The sequence below is a fragment of the Phaeacidiphilus oryzae TH49 genome (assembly GCF_000744815.1).
GTDB lineage: Bacteria > Actinomycetota > Actinomycetes > Streptomycetales > Streptomycetaceae > Phaeacidiphilus > Phaeacidiphilus oryzae.
In genome coordinates this window covers 2,717,483-2,733,963 of sequence record NZ_JQMQ01000005.1, presented here as the reverse complement: position 1 = coordinate 2,733,963, position 16,481 = coordinate 2,717,483, and the positions used below count along the sequence as shown (strand labels likewise).

General features: G+C 74.2%; 16 protein-coding genes and 2 tRNA genes. 10 read left to right on the top strand and 8 right to left on the bottom strand.

Annotated elements, in window-relative coordinates; genetic code table 11:
- The first annotated feature begins 122 nt into the window (after window positions 1-122).
- The 4 genes from BS73_RS15985 to BS73_RS15970 all read left to right on the top strand — a co-directional run bounded on the left by BS73_RS15985 (window position 123) and on the right by BS73_RS15970 (window position 3,389).
- On the top strand, window positions 123-1,256 hold the full coding sequence (locus tag BS73_RS15985; protein ID WP_037573064.1) for an NAD-dependent epimerase/dehydratase family protein: 1,134 nt from the start codon (window positions 123-125) through the stop codon (window positions 1,254-1,256).
- Between the two features lie 233 nt (window positions 1,257-1,489).
- Window positions 1,490-1,942 carry a molybdenum cofactor biosynthesis protein MoaE gene (locus BS73_RS15980; protein ID WP_037573061.1) on the top strand — a complete coding sequence of 151 codons (453 nt, stop codon included), beginning with the start codon at window positions 1,490-1,492 and terminating at the stop codon, window positions 1,940-1,942.
- 153 nt (window positions 1,943-2,095) lie between these two features.
- Window positions 2,096-2,275 (top strand): hypothetical protein, encoded by a 180-nt coding sequence (locus BS73_RS15975; RefSeq protein WP_037573058.1) that lies wholly within the window; start codon window positions 2,096-2,098, stop codon window positions 2,273-2,275.
- Between the two features lie 52 nt (window positions 2,276-2,327).
- Window positions 2,328-3,389: a YlbL family protein gene (locus BS73_RS15970; RefSeq protein WP_037573056.1), complete on the top strand. Its 1,062-nt coding sequence runs from the start codon at window positions 2,328-2,330 to the stop codon at window positions 3,387-3,389.
- A gap of 17 nt (window positions 3,390-3,406) precedes the next feature.
- On the opposite strand, the gene BS73_RS15965 is transcribed toward BS73_RS15970, so the two are convergent.
- Window positions 3,407-3,952 carry a PPA1309 family protein gene (locus tag BS73_RS15965; RefSeq protein ID WP_037573053.1) on the bottom strand — a complete coding sequence of 182 codons (546 nt, stop codon included), beginning with the start codon at window positions 3,950-3,952 and terminating at the stop codon, window positions 3,407-3,409.
- Between the two features lie 106 nt (window positions 3,953-4,058).
- Between BS73_RS15965 and BS73_RS15960 the strand changes: the two genes are divergently transcribed.
- From BS73_RS15960 to BS73_RS15940, 5 genes are all read left to right on the top strand, one after another.
- Entirely contained in the window at window positions 4,059-6,506 is a 2,448-nt protein-coding gene (locus BS73_RS15960) for a UPF0182 family protein (RefSeq protein ID WP_051939983.1), read from the top strand.
- 50 nt (window positions 6,507-6,556) lie between these two features.
- Window positions 6,557-6,633: transfer RNA gene (locus tag BS73_RS15955), tRNA-Met, on the top strand.
- Window positions 6,634-6,785: 152 nt separating this feature from the next.
- Entirely contained in the window at window positions 6,786-7,607 is an 822-nt protein-coding gene (locus tag BS73_RS15950) for a ferritin-like domain-containing protein (protein WP_051941446.1), read from the top strand.
- Between the two features lie 15 nt (window positions 7,608-7,622).
- Window positions 7,623-7,696, top strand: a tRNA-Met gene (locus BS73_RS15945).
- A gap of 683 nt (window positions 7,697-8,379) precedes the next feature.
- Window positions 8,380-10,152 carry a tetratricopeptide repeat protein gene (locus BS73_RS15940; protein ID WP_051939982.1) on the top strand — a complete coding sequence of 591 codons (1,773 nt, stop codon included), beginning with the start codon at window positions 8,380-8,382 and terminating at the stop codon, window positions 10,150-10,152.
- A gap of 199 nt (window positions 10,153-10,351) precedes the next feature.
- Here BS73_RS15940 and BS73_RS15935 read toward each other — a convergent pair whose 3' ends face one another.
- From BS73_RS15935 to hisN, 4 genes are all read right to left on the bottom strand, one after another.
- Complete coding sequence (locus BS73_RS15935; RefSeq protein WP_037573050.1) at window positions 10,352-10,792, bottom strand: Fur family transcriptional regulator; 441 nt, start codon at window positions 10,790-10,792, stop codon at window positions 10,352-10,354.
- A gap of 93 nt (window positions 10,793-10,885) precedes the next feature.
- Window positions 10,886-11,584 (bottom strand): DedA family protein, encoded by a 699-nt coding sequence (locus BS73_RS15930; RefSeq protein ID WP_063837003.1) that lies wholly within the window; start codon window positions 11,582-11,584, stop codon window positions 10,886-10,888.
- A 61-nt stretch (window positions 11,585-11,645) separates the two neighbouring features.
- The gene (locus tag BS73_RS15925; protein ID WP_051939981.1) at window positions 11,646-12,071 is read right to left on the bottom strand and encodes a CBS domain-containing protein; all 426 of its coding nucleotides are present in this window, start codon (window positions 12,069-12,071) and stop codon (window positions 11,646-11,648) included.
- Window positions 12,072-12,210: 139 nt separating this feature from the next.
- Entirely contained in the window at window positions 12,211-13,005 is a 795-nt protein-coding gene (hisN, locus tag BS73_RS15920; RefSeq protein ID WP_037573048.1) for a histidinol-phosphatase, read from the bottom strand.
- A gap of 96 nt (window positions 13,006-13,101) precedes the next feature.
- Here hisN and BS73_RS15915 point away from each other — a divergent pair, with 96 nt between their 5' ends.
- A complete protein-coding gene (locus BS73_RS15915) occupies window positions 13,102-13,584 on the top strand; it encodes a MarR family winged helix-turn-helix transcriptional regulator (RefSeq protein WP_037573046.1) in 483 nt (160 codons plus the stop codon).
- Between the two features lie 23 nt (window positions 13,585-13,607).
- Here the strand turns inward: BS73_RS15915 and BS73_RS15910 are convergent, their stop codons facing one another.
- From BS73_RS15910 to aroA, 3 genes are all read right to left on the bottom strand, one after another.
- Window positions 13,608-13,931: a DMT family transporter gene (locus BS73_RS15910; RefSeq protein ID WP_037573044.1), complete on the bottom strand. Its 324-nt coding sequence runs from the start codon at window positions 13,929-13,931 to the stop codon at window positions 13,608-13,610.
- A gap of 126 nt (window positions 13,932-14,057) precedes the next feature.
- Complete coding sequence (gene rsgA, locus BS73_RS15905; protein WP_037573042.1) at window positions 14,058-15,095, bottom strand: ribosome small subunit-dependent GTPase A; 1,038 nt, start codon at window positions 15,093-15,095, stop codon at window positions 14,058-14,060.
- A gap of 9 nt (window positions 15,096-15,104) precedes the next feature.
- Entirely contained in the window at window positions 15,105-16,463 is a 1,359-nt protein-coding gene (aroA, locus tag BS73_RS15900; protein WP_037573040.1) for a 3-phosphoshikimate 1-carboxyvinyltransferase, read from the bottom strand.
- Window positions 16,464-16,481: the final 18 nt, after the last annotated feature.

The following is a 16,481-nucleotide window of genomic DNA, read 5'->3' as shown; positions in this document are numbered from 1 at the left end:
AGTCTTGTACTTGGTGTTGCGGCAGGATGGTCGCGAAACCTGCCCCAGCTGATACCAAGCAGCTGATCCCAAGCAGACAACTTCCAACCTACGCTCCCAACCTAAACAGTGGAGGAGAGCCGGTGAGTTCCCCGCAATCGGACGTTCGCTCTGGGCTGACCGGCGAAAGCGAGCGTCCCAGCCCGGACTACGACGGGCCGCAGCTGGTGGTCGCCGTCACCGGCGCGGCCTCCGGGGCCGGCGCCGTGCTGACCGAGCGGCTGGCCGCGTCCCCGCACGTCCGGCGGGTGGTCGCGATCGACGAACGGCGCGGCGAGACGGCCGGGGTGCAGTGGCGGGTGCTGGACGTCCGCGACCCGCTGCTCGCCGACCGCCTCTCCGGCGCCGACGTCGTCGTCCACCTCGCCCTCGACCTGGGGATGGACTCCGACCCGCGGGCCCGCACGGCGTACAACGTGCGGGGCACCCAGACCGTGCTGACCGCGGCCGCCGCGGCCGGCGTCCACCGCGTGGTCCTCTGCACCTCGGCGATGGTCTACGGGGCGATGGCCGACAACGAGGTGCCGCTCGCCGAGGACGCCCCGCTGCGGGCGACCGAGGAGGCCACGCTGGTCGGCGACCTGCTGGAGATCGAGCGCCTCGGCCGCCGCGCCCCCCGGGTCCACCCGGGGATGTCGGTGACCGTGCTCCGCCCGGCGGTGGTCGTGGGCCGCGACGTGGACACCGTGCTGACCAGGCACTTCGAGGCGCCGCGGCTGCTGGTGGTGGCGGGCTCCCGGCCCTGCTGGCAGTTCTGCCACGTCGAGGACCTCGCCTCGGCGCTGGAGTACGCGGCGCTCGGGCTGGTCGAGGGGGAGGTCACGGTCGGCTGCGACGGCTGGCTGGAGCAGGAGGAGGTCGAGGAGCTCTCCGGGATCCGGCGGATGGAACTGCCGGCCTCGCTGGCGCTCGGCACGGCCGCGCGCCTCCACCGGCTGGGCCTCACCCCGGCCCCGGCCGGTGACCTGGCGTACACGATGTACCCCTGGGTGGTCTCCGGCAGCCGGCTGCACGAGGCCGGCTGGCGCCCCCGCTTCGGCAACGAGGAGGTGCTGGCCGAGCTGCTGGCCTCGACCGAGGGCCACCACGCGGTGGCCGGCCGCCGCCTCGGCGGCCGGGACGCGGCGGGGGCCACCCTGGGCGCCGCGGGCGCGACGGTCGCGCTGGTCGGCACGGCGGCACTGGTACGCCGGGCGCGGCGGCGCCGCCGGGGGTAGGCCGCGGCGTACTCGGCGTCCCTCCGGCGGGGCCGTGGGCGGGCCCGGCCCCTCGGGTCGCAGCTCCGGGACCCGACCCCCACCGACGGCGCCCCGGGTCTCCACGTCGAGGGCACCACATCAGGGGCGTGGGCAACCGCGCGACCCGCCGCCATCGCGCCACCGCCACCGCGCAGCTGCAGCTGCAGCCGCCGGAGCCTGATTCGCCGTCTCCGGCCCCCCACGCGCCCCCCATGGGAGAAGATTGCCTGATGGACGCCAATCCCATTCGCCTGCTCGCGCTGCGGGACCGCGCGCTGTCCCTCGACGAGGTCTACGCGGCCGTCGGAGACCCCTCCGCCGGCGGCACCGCCGTCTTCGTCGGCACCGTTCGGGACCACGACGGAGGCCGCTCCGGCGTGGTCTCCCTCGAGTACTCCGCCCACCCCACCGCCGAGCAGGAGCTCCGCCGCATCGCGGAGAAGATCGCCGCCGACCACCCCGTCCGCGCCCTGGCCGCCGTCCACCGCACCGGAACCCTCGGCATCGGCGACATCGCGGTGATCGCCGCGGTCTCCTGCCCGCATCGCGGCGAGGCCTTCCAGGCCTGCCGCGAGCTGATCGACACCCTCAAGCACGAGGTGCCGATCTGGAAGCGCCAGGTCTTCGAGGACGGCGCGGACGAATGGGTCGGCGCCTGCGACTGAGCTCCGCGCCACCCGGACGGGTCAAGTGGGCGTTCGCACATCACGCAGCAGAGTGCTTGGTACACCGGGCCAGTAACCCGGATGGCCCGATACGCGTTCACAGGCCAGGTGGTTAATCTGCTGATAGGCCCGTAACGCGCTGGGAGTACGAACATGGGTGCACTCGCCTGGTGGATCATTCCGCTCGGGGCCGGACTCTGCGCCGGCCTGTGGGCGACCTGGGCCTCCCGCGCTCGGCGGTCCATCGGCGACGGCGAGTCGGTGGCGGGCTACCAGCGCTTCCGCGAGGCGATGGAGCGCGAGTCGGCCCCGCCGCAGGACCTCTCGTCCTGACGTACGGCGTTCCCGCGCGCGGGCGCACAGCGACGTCCCGTACTGTCATGGCATGCCACGTCGGTCAGCGACCCTGCTCGCCTCAACGTTTCTGCTGATAGGGCTGCTCGCCGCGGCCTTTCTGCTGCCGGTCCCGTACTCGGAGATGAGCCCCGGGCCGACCTACAACACCCTGGGCGAGCAGAACGGCAAGCCGGTCATCCAGGTCAGCGGCGGCCCCAGGACGTACGACACCAGTGGCCACCTCAACATGACGACGGTTCAGGTCAGCACCGCGGACTTCCGGATGAACCTGGCCGAGATGCTGGTCGGCTGGGTCAGCCGGGACACCGACGTGGTCCCCAAGGCCACCCTCTACCCGGACAACCAGACCGAGCAGCAGTCCGAGCAGATGAACGCCGAGGAGTTCGCCTCCTCCACGGACACCGCCACCGCGGCCGCGCTGACCCAGCTCGGCTACAAGGTGGGCAGCGAGGTCGTGGTCGGCACGGTCGTCGAGGGCGCGCCGGCGCAGGGCCGGCTGCACGCCGGGGACGTGATCACCGCCGTGGACGGCACCGCGGTCACCGATCCGGACAAGGTGGCCCCGCTCGTGGTCAGGCACAAGCCGGGGCAGGACGTGGTGTTCACCGTGGTCCCGAACGGCAAGCCGGCCTCGGCGGCCAAGCGGGTCCCGGTCCCGACCGTGAAGTCCCCGCAGACCGGCAAGGCGATGGTGGGCATCGTCCCGTCGACCGAGCACACCTTCCCGTTCAAGGTGGACATCAACCTGGCCGAGGTGGGCGGCCCGAGCGCCGGGCTGATGTTCTCGCTGGGGATCATCGACAAGCTGCAGCCGACCGACCTGACCGGCGGGAGGTTCGTGGCCGGTACCGGGACGATGGACGCCGACGGGAAGGTCGGACCGATCGGCGGCATCTCGATGAAGACCATCGCCGCCAGGAACGCCGGGGCCCGGTACTTCTTCACCCCCTCCGCCAACTGCGCGGAGGCCGCCGCGAACACCCCGGCGGGGCTGCGGCTGATCAAGGTGGACACCCTCAAGCAGGCGCTCGACGACCTGGCGAGGATCCGGTCCGGCAGGACCTCCGAGCTTCCCGCCTGCAAGGGCTGACACCGGGCCGCTCGCCGTTACGCGAACGTCGCGGACAGCGCCTCCGCCAGCGCGGGGACCAGGTCGGGGCCGGTGAGGACCTCGTTGGCGGTGTCCTTGGAGCGGAGGCGGAGAGCCGTCTCGCGCGCGCCGCTCCGCAGCACCGCGACGGTCATCCGCACCTCCTCCCGCTCCGGATGCTCCGCGACCCAGGCGGCCAGCTTCGCCTCGGACAGCCCCTCCGGCAGCTGCGCCTCCGCCGACGGCGGCAGCATCTGCCGCTCGACCACGAGGGCGCACCCGGCCACCGCGTCCGGCCAGGCGATCGTCGCCAGAAACTCGTCCAGCTGCTTGCCGGCCGGCAGCTCCTCCTGCTCGATGGGCGTCAGTCCGCTCGGGGCATCGGCGTCCAGGCCGAGCCGGGAGGCCAGCGAGGGCTCGTTGCGGACCAGCTCGGCCGTGTCGACCAGCGCGAAGAGCCGGGCCGGGAGGTCCCAGCCCATGGTGGCGGCGAAGGCGTCGATCTCCAGCACGGCCCGGGTGAGCGGGGTGGCTGCGGGCGGCACGGAAGGCGTTTCTGACATGCGCCTATCCTCACACGCCGAGCTCTCGGGAACTCCGCCCGCGCCCGGTCGAGTTGCATCAGCGGGGCGTTTCGAACGACGCACGCCCCGCGCAGGAGGTGCCGCCGTGGTGTTCCAGATGCCTCCGGCCGATGACGGCCGGGGCGCCAGGCCCCTGCGCGCGCGCATCCGCTCCCGCCGGACCGCCCTGCTGCTGGTGGCGGTGGCCGGCACGGTGCTGGCCGCCGCGGGCCTGGCGCTGGCCGCCGCGGTCTGCTGGACGGACTGGCTCTGGTACCGGGCGATCGGCTACGGCTCCGTGCTGACCACCAGGATGACCGCGCAGGCCGCCCTCTTCGCCGCGTTCGGCGGCTTCGCGGCGGCCCTGGTGGGGGTGAACGTCCTGGTGGCGTACCGGGTGCGGCCGCCGCTGCCGGCGATGTGCGGCGAGCAGCTCGGCCTGCAGCGGGTCCGCACCGGGCTGGCCGGCCGCCGGGGCGGGACCCTCCTCGGCGTCTGCCTCCTCACCGGCGGCCTGGCCGGCTGGATCGCCGCCGCCCAGTGGCGGACCTGCCTGGCCTGGCTGCACTCGACCCCGTTCGGCGCCCGGGACCCGCAGTTCCATCTGGACGCCTCCTTCTACACCTTCGAACTCCCGTGGTACCGCTTCACGGTCGCCTTCGGGGTGGCCGCGCTGCTCGTCTCGCTGCTGGCCGCGCTGCTGGTGCACTACCTGTACGGGGCGGTCCGCACCCAGGGGCCGGGGGCCAGGATCGACCGCTGCGCGCAGTACCACCTCGGCGCGCTGATCGGCGCGGTGCTCGCGGTGAAGGCGGTCGGCTACTGGCTGGACCGGTACGGGCTCGCCGTTCGCGCCTCCGCCCTGAAGGCCGCCCCCGGCTGGACCGGCCTGCGCTGGACGGACGCCAACGGCATGCTGCCCGCCAAGACCCTCCTCTGCTGCGCGGCCGCGGCCTGCGCCCTGCTGCTGATCCTGGGCACCCCGCTGGGCCGCAGCTGGACCCCCGGCCTCACCGGGGTCGCGGTGCTGGCCCTGACCGGCCTCCTCACGGCCGGGGTCTACCCGATGATGCTCGACGGCAGCGGCACCCGGGCCACCGACACCGCCCGCGAGCTGCCGTACGTCCAGCGCAACATCACGGCCACCAGGGAGGCCTTCGGACTCACCGGGCTGAGCACCGCCACGGCGAGCACCCGGCCGGCGGCGGCCGGCTACTCGGCCGCGCTGCGGTCGATCCAGCTGCTCGACCCGACGCTGGCCGCCGACGCGTACGGGGTCTCGGCCGGGGTGGACCAGGGCGCCCTGCTCGCCGTCCGCGCCCCCGGCGGCGGCTCCGGCAGCTGGACCGACCGGCATCTGCGCGACACCTACGGCACCGGGCTCCTCCGGCTCTCCCAGGACAGCGGCGGCGCCGCGACCGCCACCGCCGTCCCCGGGGACTACCAGCGGCGGGTGTACTACTCCGCGACCGGCGCCGCGGACTACGCCGTGACCGGCTCCGCCGCGGGCCCGGGCCGCACGGGCGTGGCGATGGGCGATCCGCTCTCCCGGGCCGCGTACGCCGTCCGGCTGGCCGATCCCCGGCTGCTGCTCTCGGGCGCCGTCGGCGCCGGCTCGCGGCTCCTCTACGACCGCAGCCCGCAGCAGCGGGTGGCCGCGGCGGCGCCGTGGCTCACCGTCGACTCCGCCCCGTATCCGGCGCTGGTCGGCGGGCGGATCGAGTGGGTGGTGGACGGCTACACCACCGCGACCGACTACCCGGACGCGACCAGGAGCGCCCTAGGCGGCACCGGCCGCGCGGTGGACTACGTCCGGGACGCGGTGAAGGCCACCGTCGACGCGTACACCGGCGAGGTGACGCTCTATCAGTGGGACTCCTCGGACCCGGTGCTGCGCACCTGGATGAAGGCGTTCCCCGGCACCGTCCGCCCGCGCTCCGCGATCCCCGCCGGGCTGCTGCCGCAGCTGCGGTACCCCACCGACCTGTTCGCCGCCCAGCGGACGGTGCTGGCCCGGTACCACGTCACCGACCCCGCGGTCTTCCTCTCCGGCTCGCAGGTCTGGAAGCCGGTCTCCACCCCGGCCTACGCCGCCGTCCAGGGCGGCGCCGTCCAGGGCGGCGGCACCGGGGCGGCCGCGGAGAAGGCCGGCGGAGACACCGGAGGGCAGGTCGGCGGGCAGTCCGGCGGCTACGCGCTGGCCGCGGGCTTCGCCGGCCCGGACGGGCGGGTGACGGCCTGCCTGACCGCGGGCTCCACGCCCGGCCCGGACTACGGAGCCCTGCGCCTCCTCCAGCTCCCGGCCGACTCGGCGCCCGCCCCGGTCCCCGCGGGCACGGACACCGCGGCACCGGCGGGGGACGGGATCACCTACGGCAGGGAGCTGATACTCCCGTACGACGGGGCGCTGCTGGAGATCCGCCCGGCCTATGCCGCGCGGGTGGACGACCGGGGACTCCGCCTGCGCTCGGTCCGGGTCGACTACGGCTCCCGCACGGCCGTCGCGGGCGACCTGCCGGACGCCCTGCGCCAGGTGCTGGAACGGGCGCCCTGAATCGGATTTCCCTGGTCGTCGGCGTACGTGCTACGGTTGGCACACAACGACGCGGGGTGGAGCAGCTCGGTAGCTCGCTGGGCTCATAACCCAGAGGTCGCAGGTTCAAATCCTGTCCCCGCTACCAAGTGGGACGAGGCCCTCCGGAGAAATCCGGAGGGCCTTTTCCTCGTTCCGGGCGCTTCCGGTGTGTAGTCCAGGCGTCGTATCCCGCGTGCGGATCCCCGGAGCCCTGCTTAGCGTGGCCGGTGGTGTACTCGCTGAGACGGGGTGATCATCGTGCTGACCGCGGGATCGGTGTTCCGAGAGATCTACGCTGATGACCGGGCCTACCAACTCTTCTGCAGCATCGCCGCGTCCGGTGAGGACCAGGGCGGATGGGAGAACGAGCGGATCGCCTCGCTGGTCCGCGACCGCGAGCTGGCCCCCAAGATCGCCCGGCATGGCGCGGACGAGCGCAAGCACGGGCGGATCTTCGACCGGCTGATGCGCAAGCGCGGTGTCGGGCCGGTGGACGTCCCCGACGACGCCGACTACTGCATGCTCCTGGAGCGCCAGGGCATCGGCCTGATCCACGAGCGCCTCAAGGACGACCGTCCGCTGACCGACCGCGACGTGATCACCTACCTGGTGCACAGCAGGGTGACCGAGCAGCGGGCCTCCGAGGACATGCGGCTGATGGTGCGGGTCTTCGGCGACGATCCGGAGATCGGCCGGGCGGTGCGGATGATCTCCGCCGACGAGGACAACCATCTCGCGTACTGCCACGAGGAGTTGCTGCGGCTCAGCGCCGCCGGCCACGGCGGCTACATCCGCGAGCTCCTCCGCCGTACGGCGAAGGCGGAGATCCGCACCCACCGGGGGGTCGGCCTCGCGGTGATGCGGCGGATGGGCGAGATCCTCGGCTGGCCGTCCTGGAAGCGCGGGCTGCTGGCGGCCGGCGTCTACGGGCTGTGGCTCTACGAGGAGGCGTACGGCTGGCGGCGGATGGTGGAGCTGCGGATGCCGGAGCCCCGGATGCGGAACGCGATGGCGCCGGCGCGGGCGGACGGGCGGCAGGCCGGGGGAGACGGATTTGCACTGGTCGGTGAGGTGACGTAAAGTCAACTTCACCGACGCGGGGTGGAGCAGCTCGGTAGCTCGCTGGGCTCATAACCCAGAGGTCGCAGGTTCAAATCCTGTCCCCGCTACTCATCAGGACGAGGGCCCGGTTCTACGGAACCGGGCCCTCGTCCTGCGTGCGTGGTCGGCGACTGTGCGCAAACCATGGGCGCGGGGTGTGCGGTGCGCGCGAGGGGCGCGCAGCATCTTTTGATGCGCCGTCACATTCCCACCCGGACAAGTGGTTTGTGCGGTGGATGAGTCGGGAAATCGACAAAGCGCTGAAGCAACCTCGGGAGTTGCGGTATACCAGGTGTACGCGGGTTGCGGGTGGTGCGACCATGGAGCCATGGGGGACAGCGCGCGGCCGCAGGCGGCAGTCGGCCTCGGTCGCGAGCTCCCGGTCGGACCGCCGGTGCCCGCTCGCCTGGGGGCGCCCCCGACTCCCGAAGGGGAGGTGGGGGAGGACGCGGGAGTCGACATGTCGGTAATTGCAGGACGACGCGCAGGCGCGGCGGCGAAGCAGACGGACGCCGCCGACGTCTCGTCAAGTCCTGTCCCGGGACAGCGTACCGATGCCGGATCGGACCTTCCGCTCCGGCCGGCGGAGGCCGCGCTTCGTGCGGCGGCCGCAGCAGGTTACCCCAACTCCGCGCCGACTACCGCCGAGGGTACGGCTGCTGACGAAACGTCAGATCGGCCTGGCGCCCGTCCCAGCCCCGAGACCCCCCGGGGGCCCACCGACTTCGAGGAATCCGCCGAGGCCCCCGCGATGGAGGAGGCGGACGAGCACGACGACGCCGGGGTGCTCGCCGACGACACCTCCGAGGAACCCGTGGAGGCCCCCTCGCGCGAGGGCTTCGAGGCCGCCCTGGCCGCCCGCGAGGAGGCGGCCCTGGAGTCGCGCTACCGGCGGGCCGCCGAAGCCGGCGATCCGGGCGCGGCGAGCCTCCTCGGCTCGCTGCTGCTCCGCCGCGGGGAGCTGGACGAGGCCGAGCCGCACCTGCGCCGGGCCGCCGGCGCGGGGCTGCGAGCCGGCGCGAACAACCTCGGCATGCTGCTGCACCAGCGCGGGCTGCGGGACGAGGCCGCGTACTGGTGGCGGCAGGCGGCCGTGGCCGGCAGCGCGCCCGCGGCCCACGCCCTCGGGCTCCACCTCCGCGACCGGGGCGACGAGCCCGGCAGCGAGTACTGGCTGCGGCACGCCGCCGAGCAGGGGCATGTCGGCGGGGCCTTCGCCCTCGCCGAGCACCTGGAGCTCCACCACGACCCGGACGCCGCCGAGCACTGGTTCCGCACCGCGGCCGAGGCCGGCCACCGGGAGGCGGCGTACCGGCTCGGCCGGCTGCGGCAGGCCGCCGGCGCGCCGGACGACGCCGAGCCCTGGTTCCGCCGGGCCGCCGCCCGCTCGCACGCGGCCGCCGCGCTGCGGCTGGGCGAGCTGCTGGAGGGGCGCGGCGAGTCGGACGAGGCGGGGCACTGGTATCGGCAGGCCGCGCAGGGCGGAGAGCCGCGGGCGGCCACCGCCCTCGGCTTCCTGCTGCGGGACGGCGGAGAGGGGGAGGCCGCCGCCGAGTGGTGGCGGGAGGCCGCCCGGGCCGGCGACGGCAGCGCGGCCAACGCGCTGGGCGCGCTGGCCGCCGACCGCGGCAACCGCGCCGAGGCCGAACGCTGGTACCGCGCGGCGCTGGACTGCGGCGACCACAACGGGGCCTTCAACCTCGGGCTGCTCTGCGCCGAGGCGGGCCGGATGGAGTCCGCCGAGCAGTGGTACCGCCGGGCGGCCTACGCCGGGCACCGGGACGCCTGCAACGCGCTGGCCGTGCTGCTGCTGGAACGCGGCGAGCGGGAGGGCGCCGAGCCGTGGTTCTCCAAGGCGGCCGAGGCGGGCAGCGTGGACGCCGCGTTCAACCTGGGCATCCTCCACGCCCGGCGCGGCGAGGAGGAGTCCGCGCTGGAGTGGTACGCGCGCGCCGCGGCACGCGGTCACGCCGAGGCCTCGCTGCAGCTGGGCTCCGCCCGGGAGAAGCGCGGCGACCTGCCGGGCGCCGAGCGGCGCTACCGCCAGGCCGCGCGGGGCGGCTCGGTGGAGGGCGCCTTCGCCCTCGCCTCCCTGCTGGAGCGGCACACCCAGGGGGAGGGGCCGGCGGCCGAGCGCGACCACTGGTACGCGGTCGCGGCGGAGAAGGGCCACCGCCGGGCGCAGGTTCGGATGGGCGTCCGCGCCTCCGAGCAGGGCGATCTGGCGCAGGCGGCGGTCTGGTACCGGCGCGCGGCGGAGGCGGGGAGCAGGAGCGGGGCCTTCAACCTCGGGCTGCTGCTGGCCCGGCAGGGCAGCGAGGCCGAGGCGATGCTCTGGTACATCCGCGCGGCGGACGCCGGGCACGGGCGGGCGGCGCTGCGGCTGGCGCTGATCGCGGCGCGGCGCGGGGAGCTGTCGCAGGCGCGGGTCTGGTGCGAGCGCGCCGAGTCCGCCGGCCCCAAGAGCGTCACCGAACGAGCGCGCGCGCTGCGCGAGTCACTGGCGACGGGGCTGACGGCGTAGCGGGCGCCGCGCCTTCTGCGGGTCGGTGGCCGGCGGGCCGCGCAGTCGCCCCTGATTCGCCTGGCCCTTCGGGCCGCGAATCAGCCGTGCCCCGTTTTCAGCGCCGAAGGCGCGAAAACAGGGGCGCGGGGAACTGCGCGGCCCGCCCGCCCCCGACCCGCAGACGCGAACGGTGAAGAAGAAAGGCCCCCGTAGGCGACTAAGCGCGCGCCCCAGCGCAATCAGGGCACAGGCCGCGGTAGGTGACGTCCGCCGCGGAGACGGTGAAGCCGTACCGCTCCGCGTCCGGCAGCGCCGCGATCGGGTCGGCGCTGGGGTGGACGTCCCGGATCGCTCCGCAGGACTCGCAGACCAGGTGCTGGTGGGCGTGGTGGGCGTTGGGGTCGTACCGCTTGGCCCGCCCGTCCGTCGCGACCTCGACGACCTCGCCCAGCGAGACCAGCTCGCCGAGGGTGTTGTACACGGTCGCGCGGGAGATCTCCGGCAGGCGGTCGGCCGCCCTCGCGTGGACCTCGTCGGCGGTCAGGTGGATGTGGGCGCCGTCCGCGGCGTCGTCCCCACCGAGCACCTCGGCGACGACCCGCCGCTGCGCGGTGAGCCGCCAGCCGCGTTCCCGAAGTCGTTCCAGCAGGTCACTCATGACATTGAGATTAGCAGCCCGGTGGCCAGTTCCGATCTGGTGTGGTTTTGGCCACCGTATGATCCTGGACGAAGTCCAAGTGGCGGATGGGGCTCAGGAGGCGGAGACGCGCTCGGCCTCCCCGGCCTCTCCGCCCTCCCCGGCGCCGCCGCCCGCCTGCGGGTCCGCCTCGAAGCGTGCCGCCGCCCGCCGCTCGTGGCGCCGCTTCAGCAGCAGGAGGACGGCGATCGCGACCACCACCACGGCCACCAGCACCCAGCCGGCCACCGAGGCGTAGTGCTCGACCCTGTGCCAGCTGGCCCCCGCCAGATAGCCGAGGAGGACGAAGCCGGTGGCCCAGACCATCCCGCCGAGGACGTTCCACAGGGCGAAGGTGCGGTACGGCATCCGGGAGACCCCGCAGAGCCCGGGGACCAGCGCCCGCAGGGCCGCCGCGAACCTCCCGGTGAAGACCGCCCGGCCGCCGAGCCGGGCGATCAGTTCCTTGCTCTGCCGGATGTGCGCGGGCTTGATCAGCCGCTGGGGGATCCGGCCCAGGACCGCGTCCCCCCAGCGCTTGCCGACCGCGTAGCCGACGCTGTCGCCGATGACCGCGCCCAGGAGGGCCGCCGCGAGCACCGCCCACAGCGGCATCCGGCCGTAGTAGGCGGTGACCCCGCCGACCACCACGGCGGTCTCGCCGGGGATCACGAAGCCCAGGAAGACCGAGGACTCCAGGGCGGGCAGGAGGAAGACGACGACCAGGACGAGAGCGCCGTTGAGGTGCAGCAGCTGATCGCTGATCCAGGACATGGAGCCTCGCTGGGTGTCGGGCCGGATTGCCCCCACCGTACCTGGACCGGCGGGGAGTTGATCAGCCCGTCCCGACCAGTTCCCCGGACTGTCCGAGTCCGGTCCCGCCCGTCCGCGCGGCCGACCAGCCGCGGAGGACGTCCCGGACGGAGAGGACGCCGGCGATCTCGCCCCCGTCGACCACCACCAGGTGCCGGAAGCCGCCGCGCAGCATCGCGTCCGCGGCCCGGGCGAGGGTCCAGCCGGGGGCGGCGAAGACGACCTCGGTGGTGGTGTGGGCGTCCGCGGTCTCGCGGTCCGGGTCCTCGCCGAGTCCGAGGGAGACGAGGATGTCCCGCTCGGTGATGATGCCGAGGCCGGCGGTCTCCGGGTCGACGACGACGGCTGAGCCGACGCGGCGGCCGGCCATCAGCCGGGCGGCGTCACGGAGGGTGTGGGCGGGTCCGATGGTCAGGGCGAGCGGGGTCATCACGTCTGCCACGAGCATGGCGTCAGGCCTCCTCGGAAGTGGTGCGAGCAGGGTTTTCACATGTTCACATGCTTCCGTGCTCCTGACTAGCACCCGCGCACGTGGTGACGGAGTGTCAATCGGCGGAGTGCGCCCGGAAAGTGGAGCCGACGGTTCGTCAGGCGTTGAGGCTGCCGAGCAGCGCCTCGTGGAGCAGCCCGTTGGACGCCACCGCGTTCGGACCGTGGACGCCGGGCCGGCCCTGGAGGTCGGTGAACCGGCCGCCGGCCTCGGTGACGATCGCGCAGGGGGCCGCCATGTCCCAGAGCGACAGCTCGGGTTCCGCGGCCAGGTCCACCGCGCCCTCGGCCACCATCATGTAGGACCAGAAGTCGCCGAAGGCGCGCGTCCGCCAGACCTTCCTGGACAGGTCGACGAAGTTCGGCAGCAGCCCGCGCTCCTCCCAGCCGGTCAGCGAGGAGTACGAGAGGGAGGCGTCGGAGAGCCGGGAGACGTCGGAGACCTGCAGCCGGGTCGCCCGGGCCAGCGAGCGCCCGGTGAACGCGCCGGAACCCTTCGCCGACCACCAGCGCTTGCCCAGCGCCGGGGCGGAGACCAGGCCGACGACCGGCTCCTCGCCGCCGGGGCCCAGTTCGAGGAGCGAGATCAGGGTGGCCCAGACGGGCACCCCGCGGACGTAGTTCTTGGTGCCGTCGATGGGGTCGATCACCCAGCGGCGGGGCCCGTGCCCGGTCACGCCGTGCTCCTCGCCCATCACCGCGTCCCGCGGCCGGGCCCGGCTCAGCACGCTGCGGACCACGTCCTCTGCGGCCTTGTCGGCGTCGCTCACGGGGGTCAGATCGGGCTTGGTCTCGACCCGCAGATCGAGCGCCTTGAAGCGCTCGGTGGTGACCGAGTCGGCGTGGTCGGCGAGGACGTGGGCCAGCCGCAGATCATCGTGGAAGTCGGGCATGGGGCGAACGCTATGACACGCGGGCCCCGGGGGACCACCGCGCCCCGCCCCCGCGCGCGGCTCCGCCCGCCCCCCGCGGCTGGTTAATGTGGACCCATGGCAGCGGTGGAGCGGGCGACCGGGGTGGACGACGAGGAGCTCATCACCTGGTGGGGGCTGGTCGTGGAGGCGTACGACCGCACCACCAGGCGGGTCCAGGTGGGCCCGGTCGAGGGGGTCGACCTGCCGGGTCCCTGGTTCGAGGTGCTGCTGCGGCTGCTGCGCACCCCCGGCCATCAGCTGCCGATGACCCGGCTGGCCAACGAGGTCTCGCTGACCAGCGGGGGGTTCACCAAGCTGGCCGACCGGCTGGTGGGGGCCGGACTGGTGGAGCGTCAGGGCTGCCCGGCGGACCGGCGGGTGACGTATGTGGTGCTCACCCCGGCCGGCCGCCGGATCGCCGAGGAGGGCAGGCGGCGGCATGCCGCGCTGCTCCGCGAGCACTTCCTCGGCCCGCTCGGCGAGCGCCGGGCGGCCGAGGCGGCGGGGCTGATGCGCGCCCTCCGGGACGCCAACAGCACCGCTCCGACCGAGCTCTGACGCCTGATCAGTCGCGGTCCCGGTCAGTGGGCCGCGCCGCTGAGCTGGAGGCCGACGACGCCGGCGAGCACCAGGCAGATCGAGACGATCTTGAGCACCGAGACGGTGTCGCCCAGCCAGATCATCCCGTAGAGGGCCGTGCCGGAGGCGCCGATGCCCGTCCAGACCGCGTACGCCGGGCCCACGTCCAGCCGCTTCAGGGCGAGGGTCAGCAGGCCGAAGCTGGAGACGGCGAAGCAGGCGAACGCGATGGTCGGCCAGATCCGGGTGAAGCCGTCGCTCAGCTTGAGGCAGACCGCGAAGCCGGTCTCCAGCAGACCGGCGAGGATCACCGCGAGCCAAGCCATGCGAACCCCCGTACGGGAAGACGTGACGGACCTTGGCCCATGGTGCCCGCAAGCTCCCCCGGATACCCCCACGCCGCGCCCCCGGCCCGCCATTTGGCGGGGCGCTGCCGTCGGCGGGGGCTCCGCCTAGTCGCTCTCCTCGCGGGTCCGCAGCAGCCGGCGCAGGGAGGCCAGCCGCGCGGGGTCCGCGTGGCCGGCGGCGACCCAGGCGTCCAGGGCGCAGTCCGGCTCGTCGTGCGAGCAGGCGCGTGGGCACTCGGCCGTCCCCGGCCCCAGGTCCGGGAAGGCGTGGATCACCCGGGAGGGATCCACATGCGACAGCCCGAAGGAGCGGAAGCCGGGGGTGTCCACCACCCACCCGTCCGCACCGGGAAGCTGCAGCGCCATCGCCGAGGTGGTGGTGTGCCTCCCGCGCCCGGTCACCGTGTTCACCCGCCCGGTCGCCCGCCGTCTGTCCTCCGGCACCAGCGCGTTGACCAGGGTGGTCTTGCCCACCCCGGAGTGGCCGACGAAGACGGTCCAACGGCCCCGCAGCAGCTCGCGCACCTGCTCGACCTCGTCCGCGTCGCCGGGCTCGGCCGGCTCGTCGAACCGGTCGTGGCGGGTCACCACGTGCTTGATCCCCAGCGGGGCGTAGGTCTCCAGCAGCGGCGCCGCCGAGGCCAGGTCCGACTTGGTCAGCACCAGCAGCGGCTCCATCCCCGCGTCGTACGCCGCCACCAGGCAGCGGTCGATCAGCCGCGGGCGCGGCTCGGGGTCGGCCAGGGCGGTGACGATCGCCAGCTGGTCGGCGTTGGCCACCACGATCCGCTCGTAGGGATCGTCGTCGTCGGCGGTGCGCCGCAGCACCGAGGAGCGGTCCTCGACCCGGACGATCCGGCCCAGCGAGCCGGCCTCGCCGGACAGGTCGCCGACCACCGCGACCCTGTCCCCGACCACGACGCCCTTGCGGCCCAGCTCGCGGGCCTTCACGGCGTGGATCGCGCGCTCCCGCCGGCTGTCCTCCTCGACCAGGACGGTGAACCGGCCCCGGTCGACGGTGAGCACCCGGCCCTCGTCGGCGTCCTCGTGCTTGGGGCGGTTCCGGCTGCGCGGCCGGGAGCCGCGCCTGCCCGGGCGGACCCGGATGTCGTCCTCGTCGGCGTCCTTGCCGTACTGGCGCATGACGTACCGTCAGGCCCGGCCGGCGGGGACCGACTCGGCCCCGGACGGCCGGCCGCCGCTCAGCAGCTCCTGCCACAGCTCGGGGAAGTCCGGCAGGGTCTTCGCCGTGGTGGCCACGTTCTCCACCTCGACGCCCGGCACGACCAGCCCGAGCACCGCGGCCGCGGTGGCCAGCCGGTGGTCCTCGTAGGTGTGGAAGACGCCGCCGTGCAGCGGGCGCGGGCGGATCTCCAGACCGTCCTCGGTCTCCCGGACGTCGCCGCCCAGCTCGTTGAGCTCCTTGGCGATCGCGGCCAGCCGGTCGGTCTCGTGCATCCGCAGGTGGGCGATGCCGCGCAGGGTGGAGGGGCCGTCGGCCAGCGCGGCCACCGCGGCGATCACCGGGGTGAGCTCGCCGACCTCGTGGAGGTCCGCGTCGATTCCGCGCACCTTCCCGGAACCGGTGAAGCGCAGCCCGTCCGGGGTGAACGCGCAGGAGCCGCCCATGGCGGTGAAGATCGGGCGCAGCTCGTCACCCGGCTGGGTGGTCCGGGTCGGCCAGTCGCGGACGGTCACCGTGCCGGCGGTGACCAGCGCGGCGGCCAGGAACGGGGCCGCGTTGGAGAGGTCCGGCTCGACCACCATGTCCCGGCCGAGCAGCGCCCCCGGAGTGACCCGCCAGACGTCCGGCTCGCCGCCGTCCTCCGGCGCGTCGACCTGGGCGCCGGCCAGCCGCAGCATGTCCACCGTCATCCGAATGTGCGGCAGCGAGGGCACCGGGGCGCCCACGTGCCGCACCTCGACGCCCTGGTTGAAGCGCGGCCCGGAGAGCAGCAGCGCGCTGACGAACTGCGAGGAGGACGAGGCGTCCACGGTCACCGTTCCGCCGTCCAGGGCACCCGTGCCGTGGACGGTCAGCGGCAGCGCCCCGCGTCCCTCGTCGTCGATCCGGGCGCCGAGCGCGCGCAGTCCGGAGATCACCCCGCCCAGCGGCCGCTCGTGGGAGCGGGGGTCGCCGTCGAAGAAGACCGGGCCGTCGGCGAGGGCGGCCACCGGCGGCAGGAAGCGCATCACCGTGCCGGCGTTGCCCACGTCCACCCGGGTGGGGCCGTGGAGGCCGGTCGGCAGCACCCGCCAGGCGTCGCCGCCGCCGGGGGTGTTGGTGGCGGAGTTGGGGATGTCCTCGATGGTCACCCCGAGTGACCGCAGCGCCCCGGCCATCAGCAGGGTGTCCCGGCTGCGCAGGGGGCGGCGGATATAGGCCGGCTCGGCGGCGAGAGCGGCCAGCACCAGCGCCCGGTTGGTGACCGATTTGGAACCGGGCACGGTGACGGTCGCGTCGACCGGGAGGGAGGCGGTCGGGGCAGGCCAGTGGAGGTCGTCTCGCATGGCCCCAACCCTACCGAG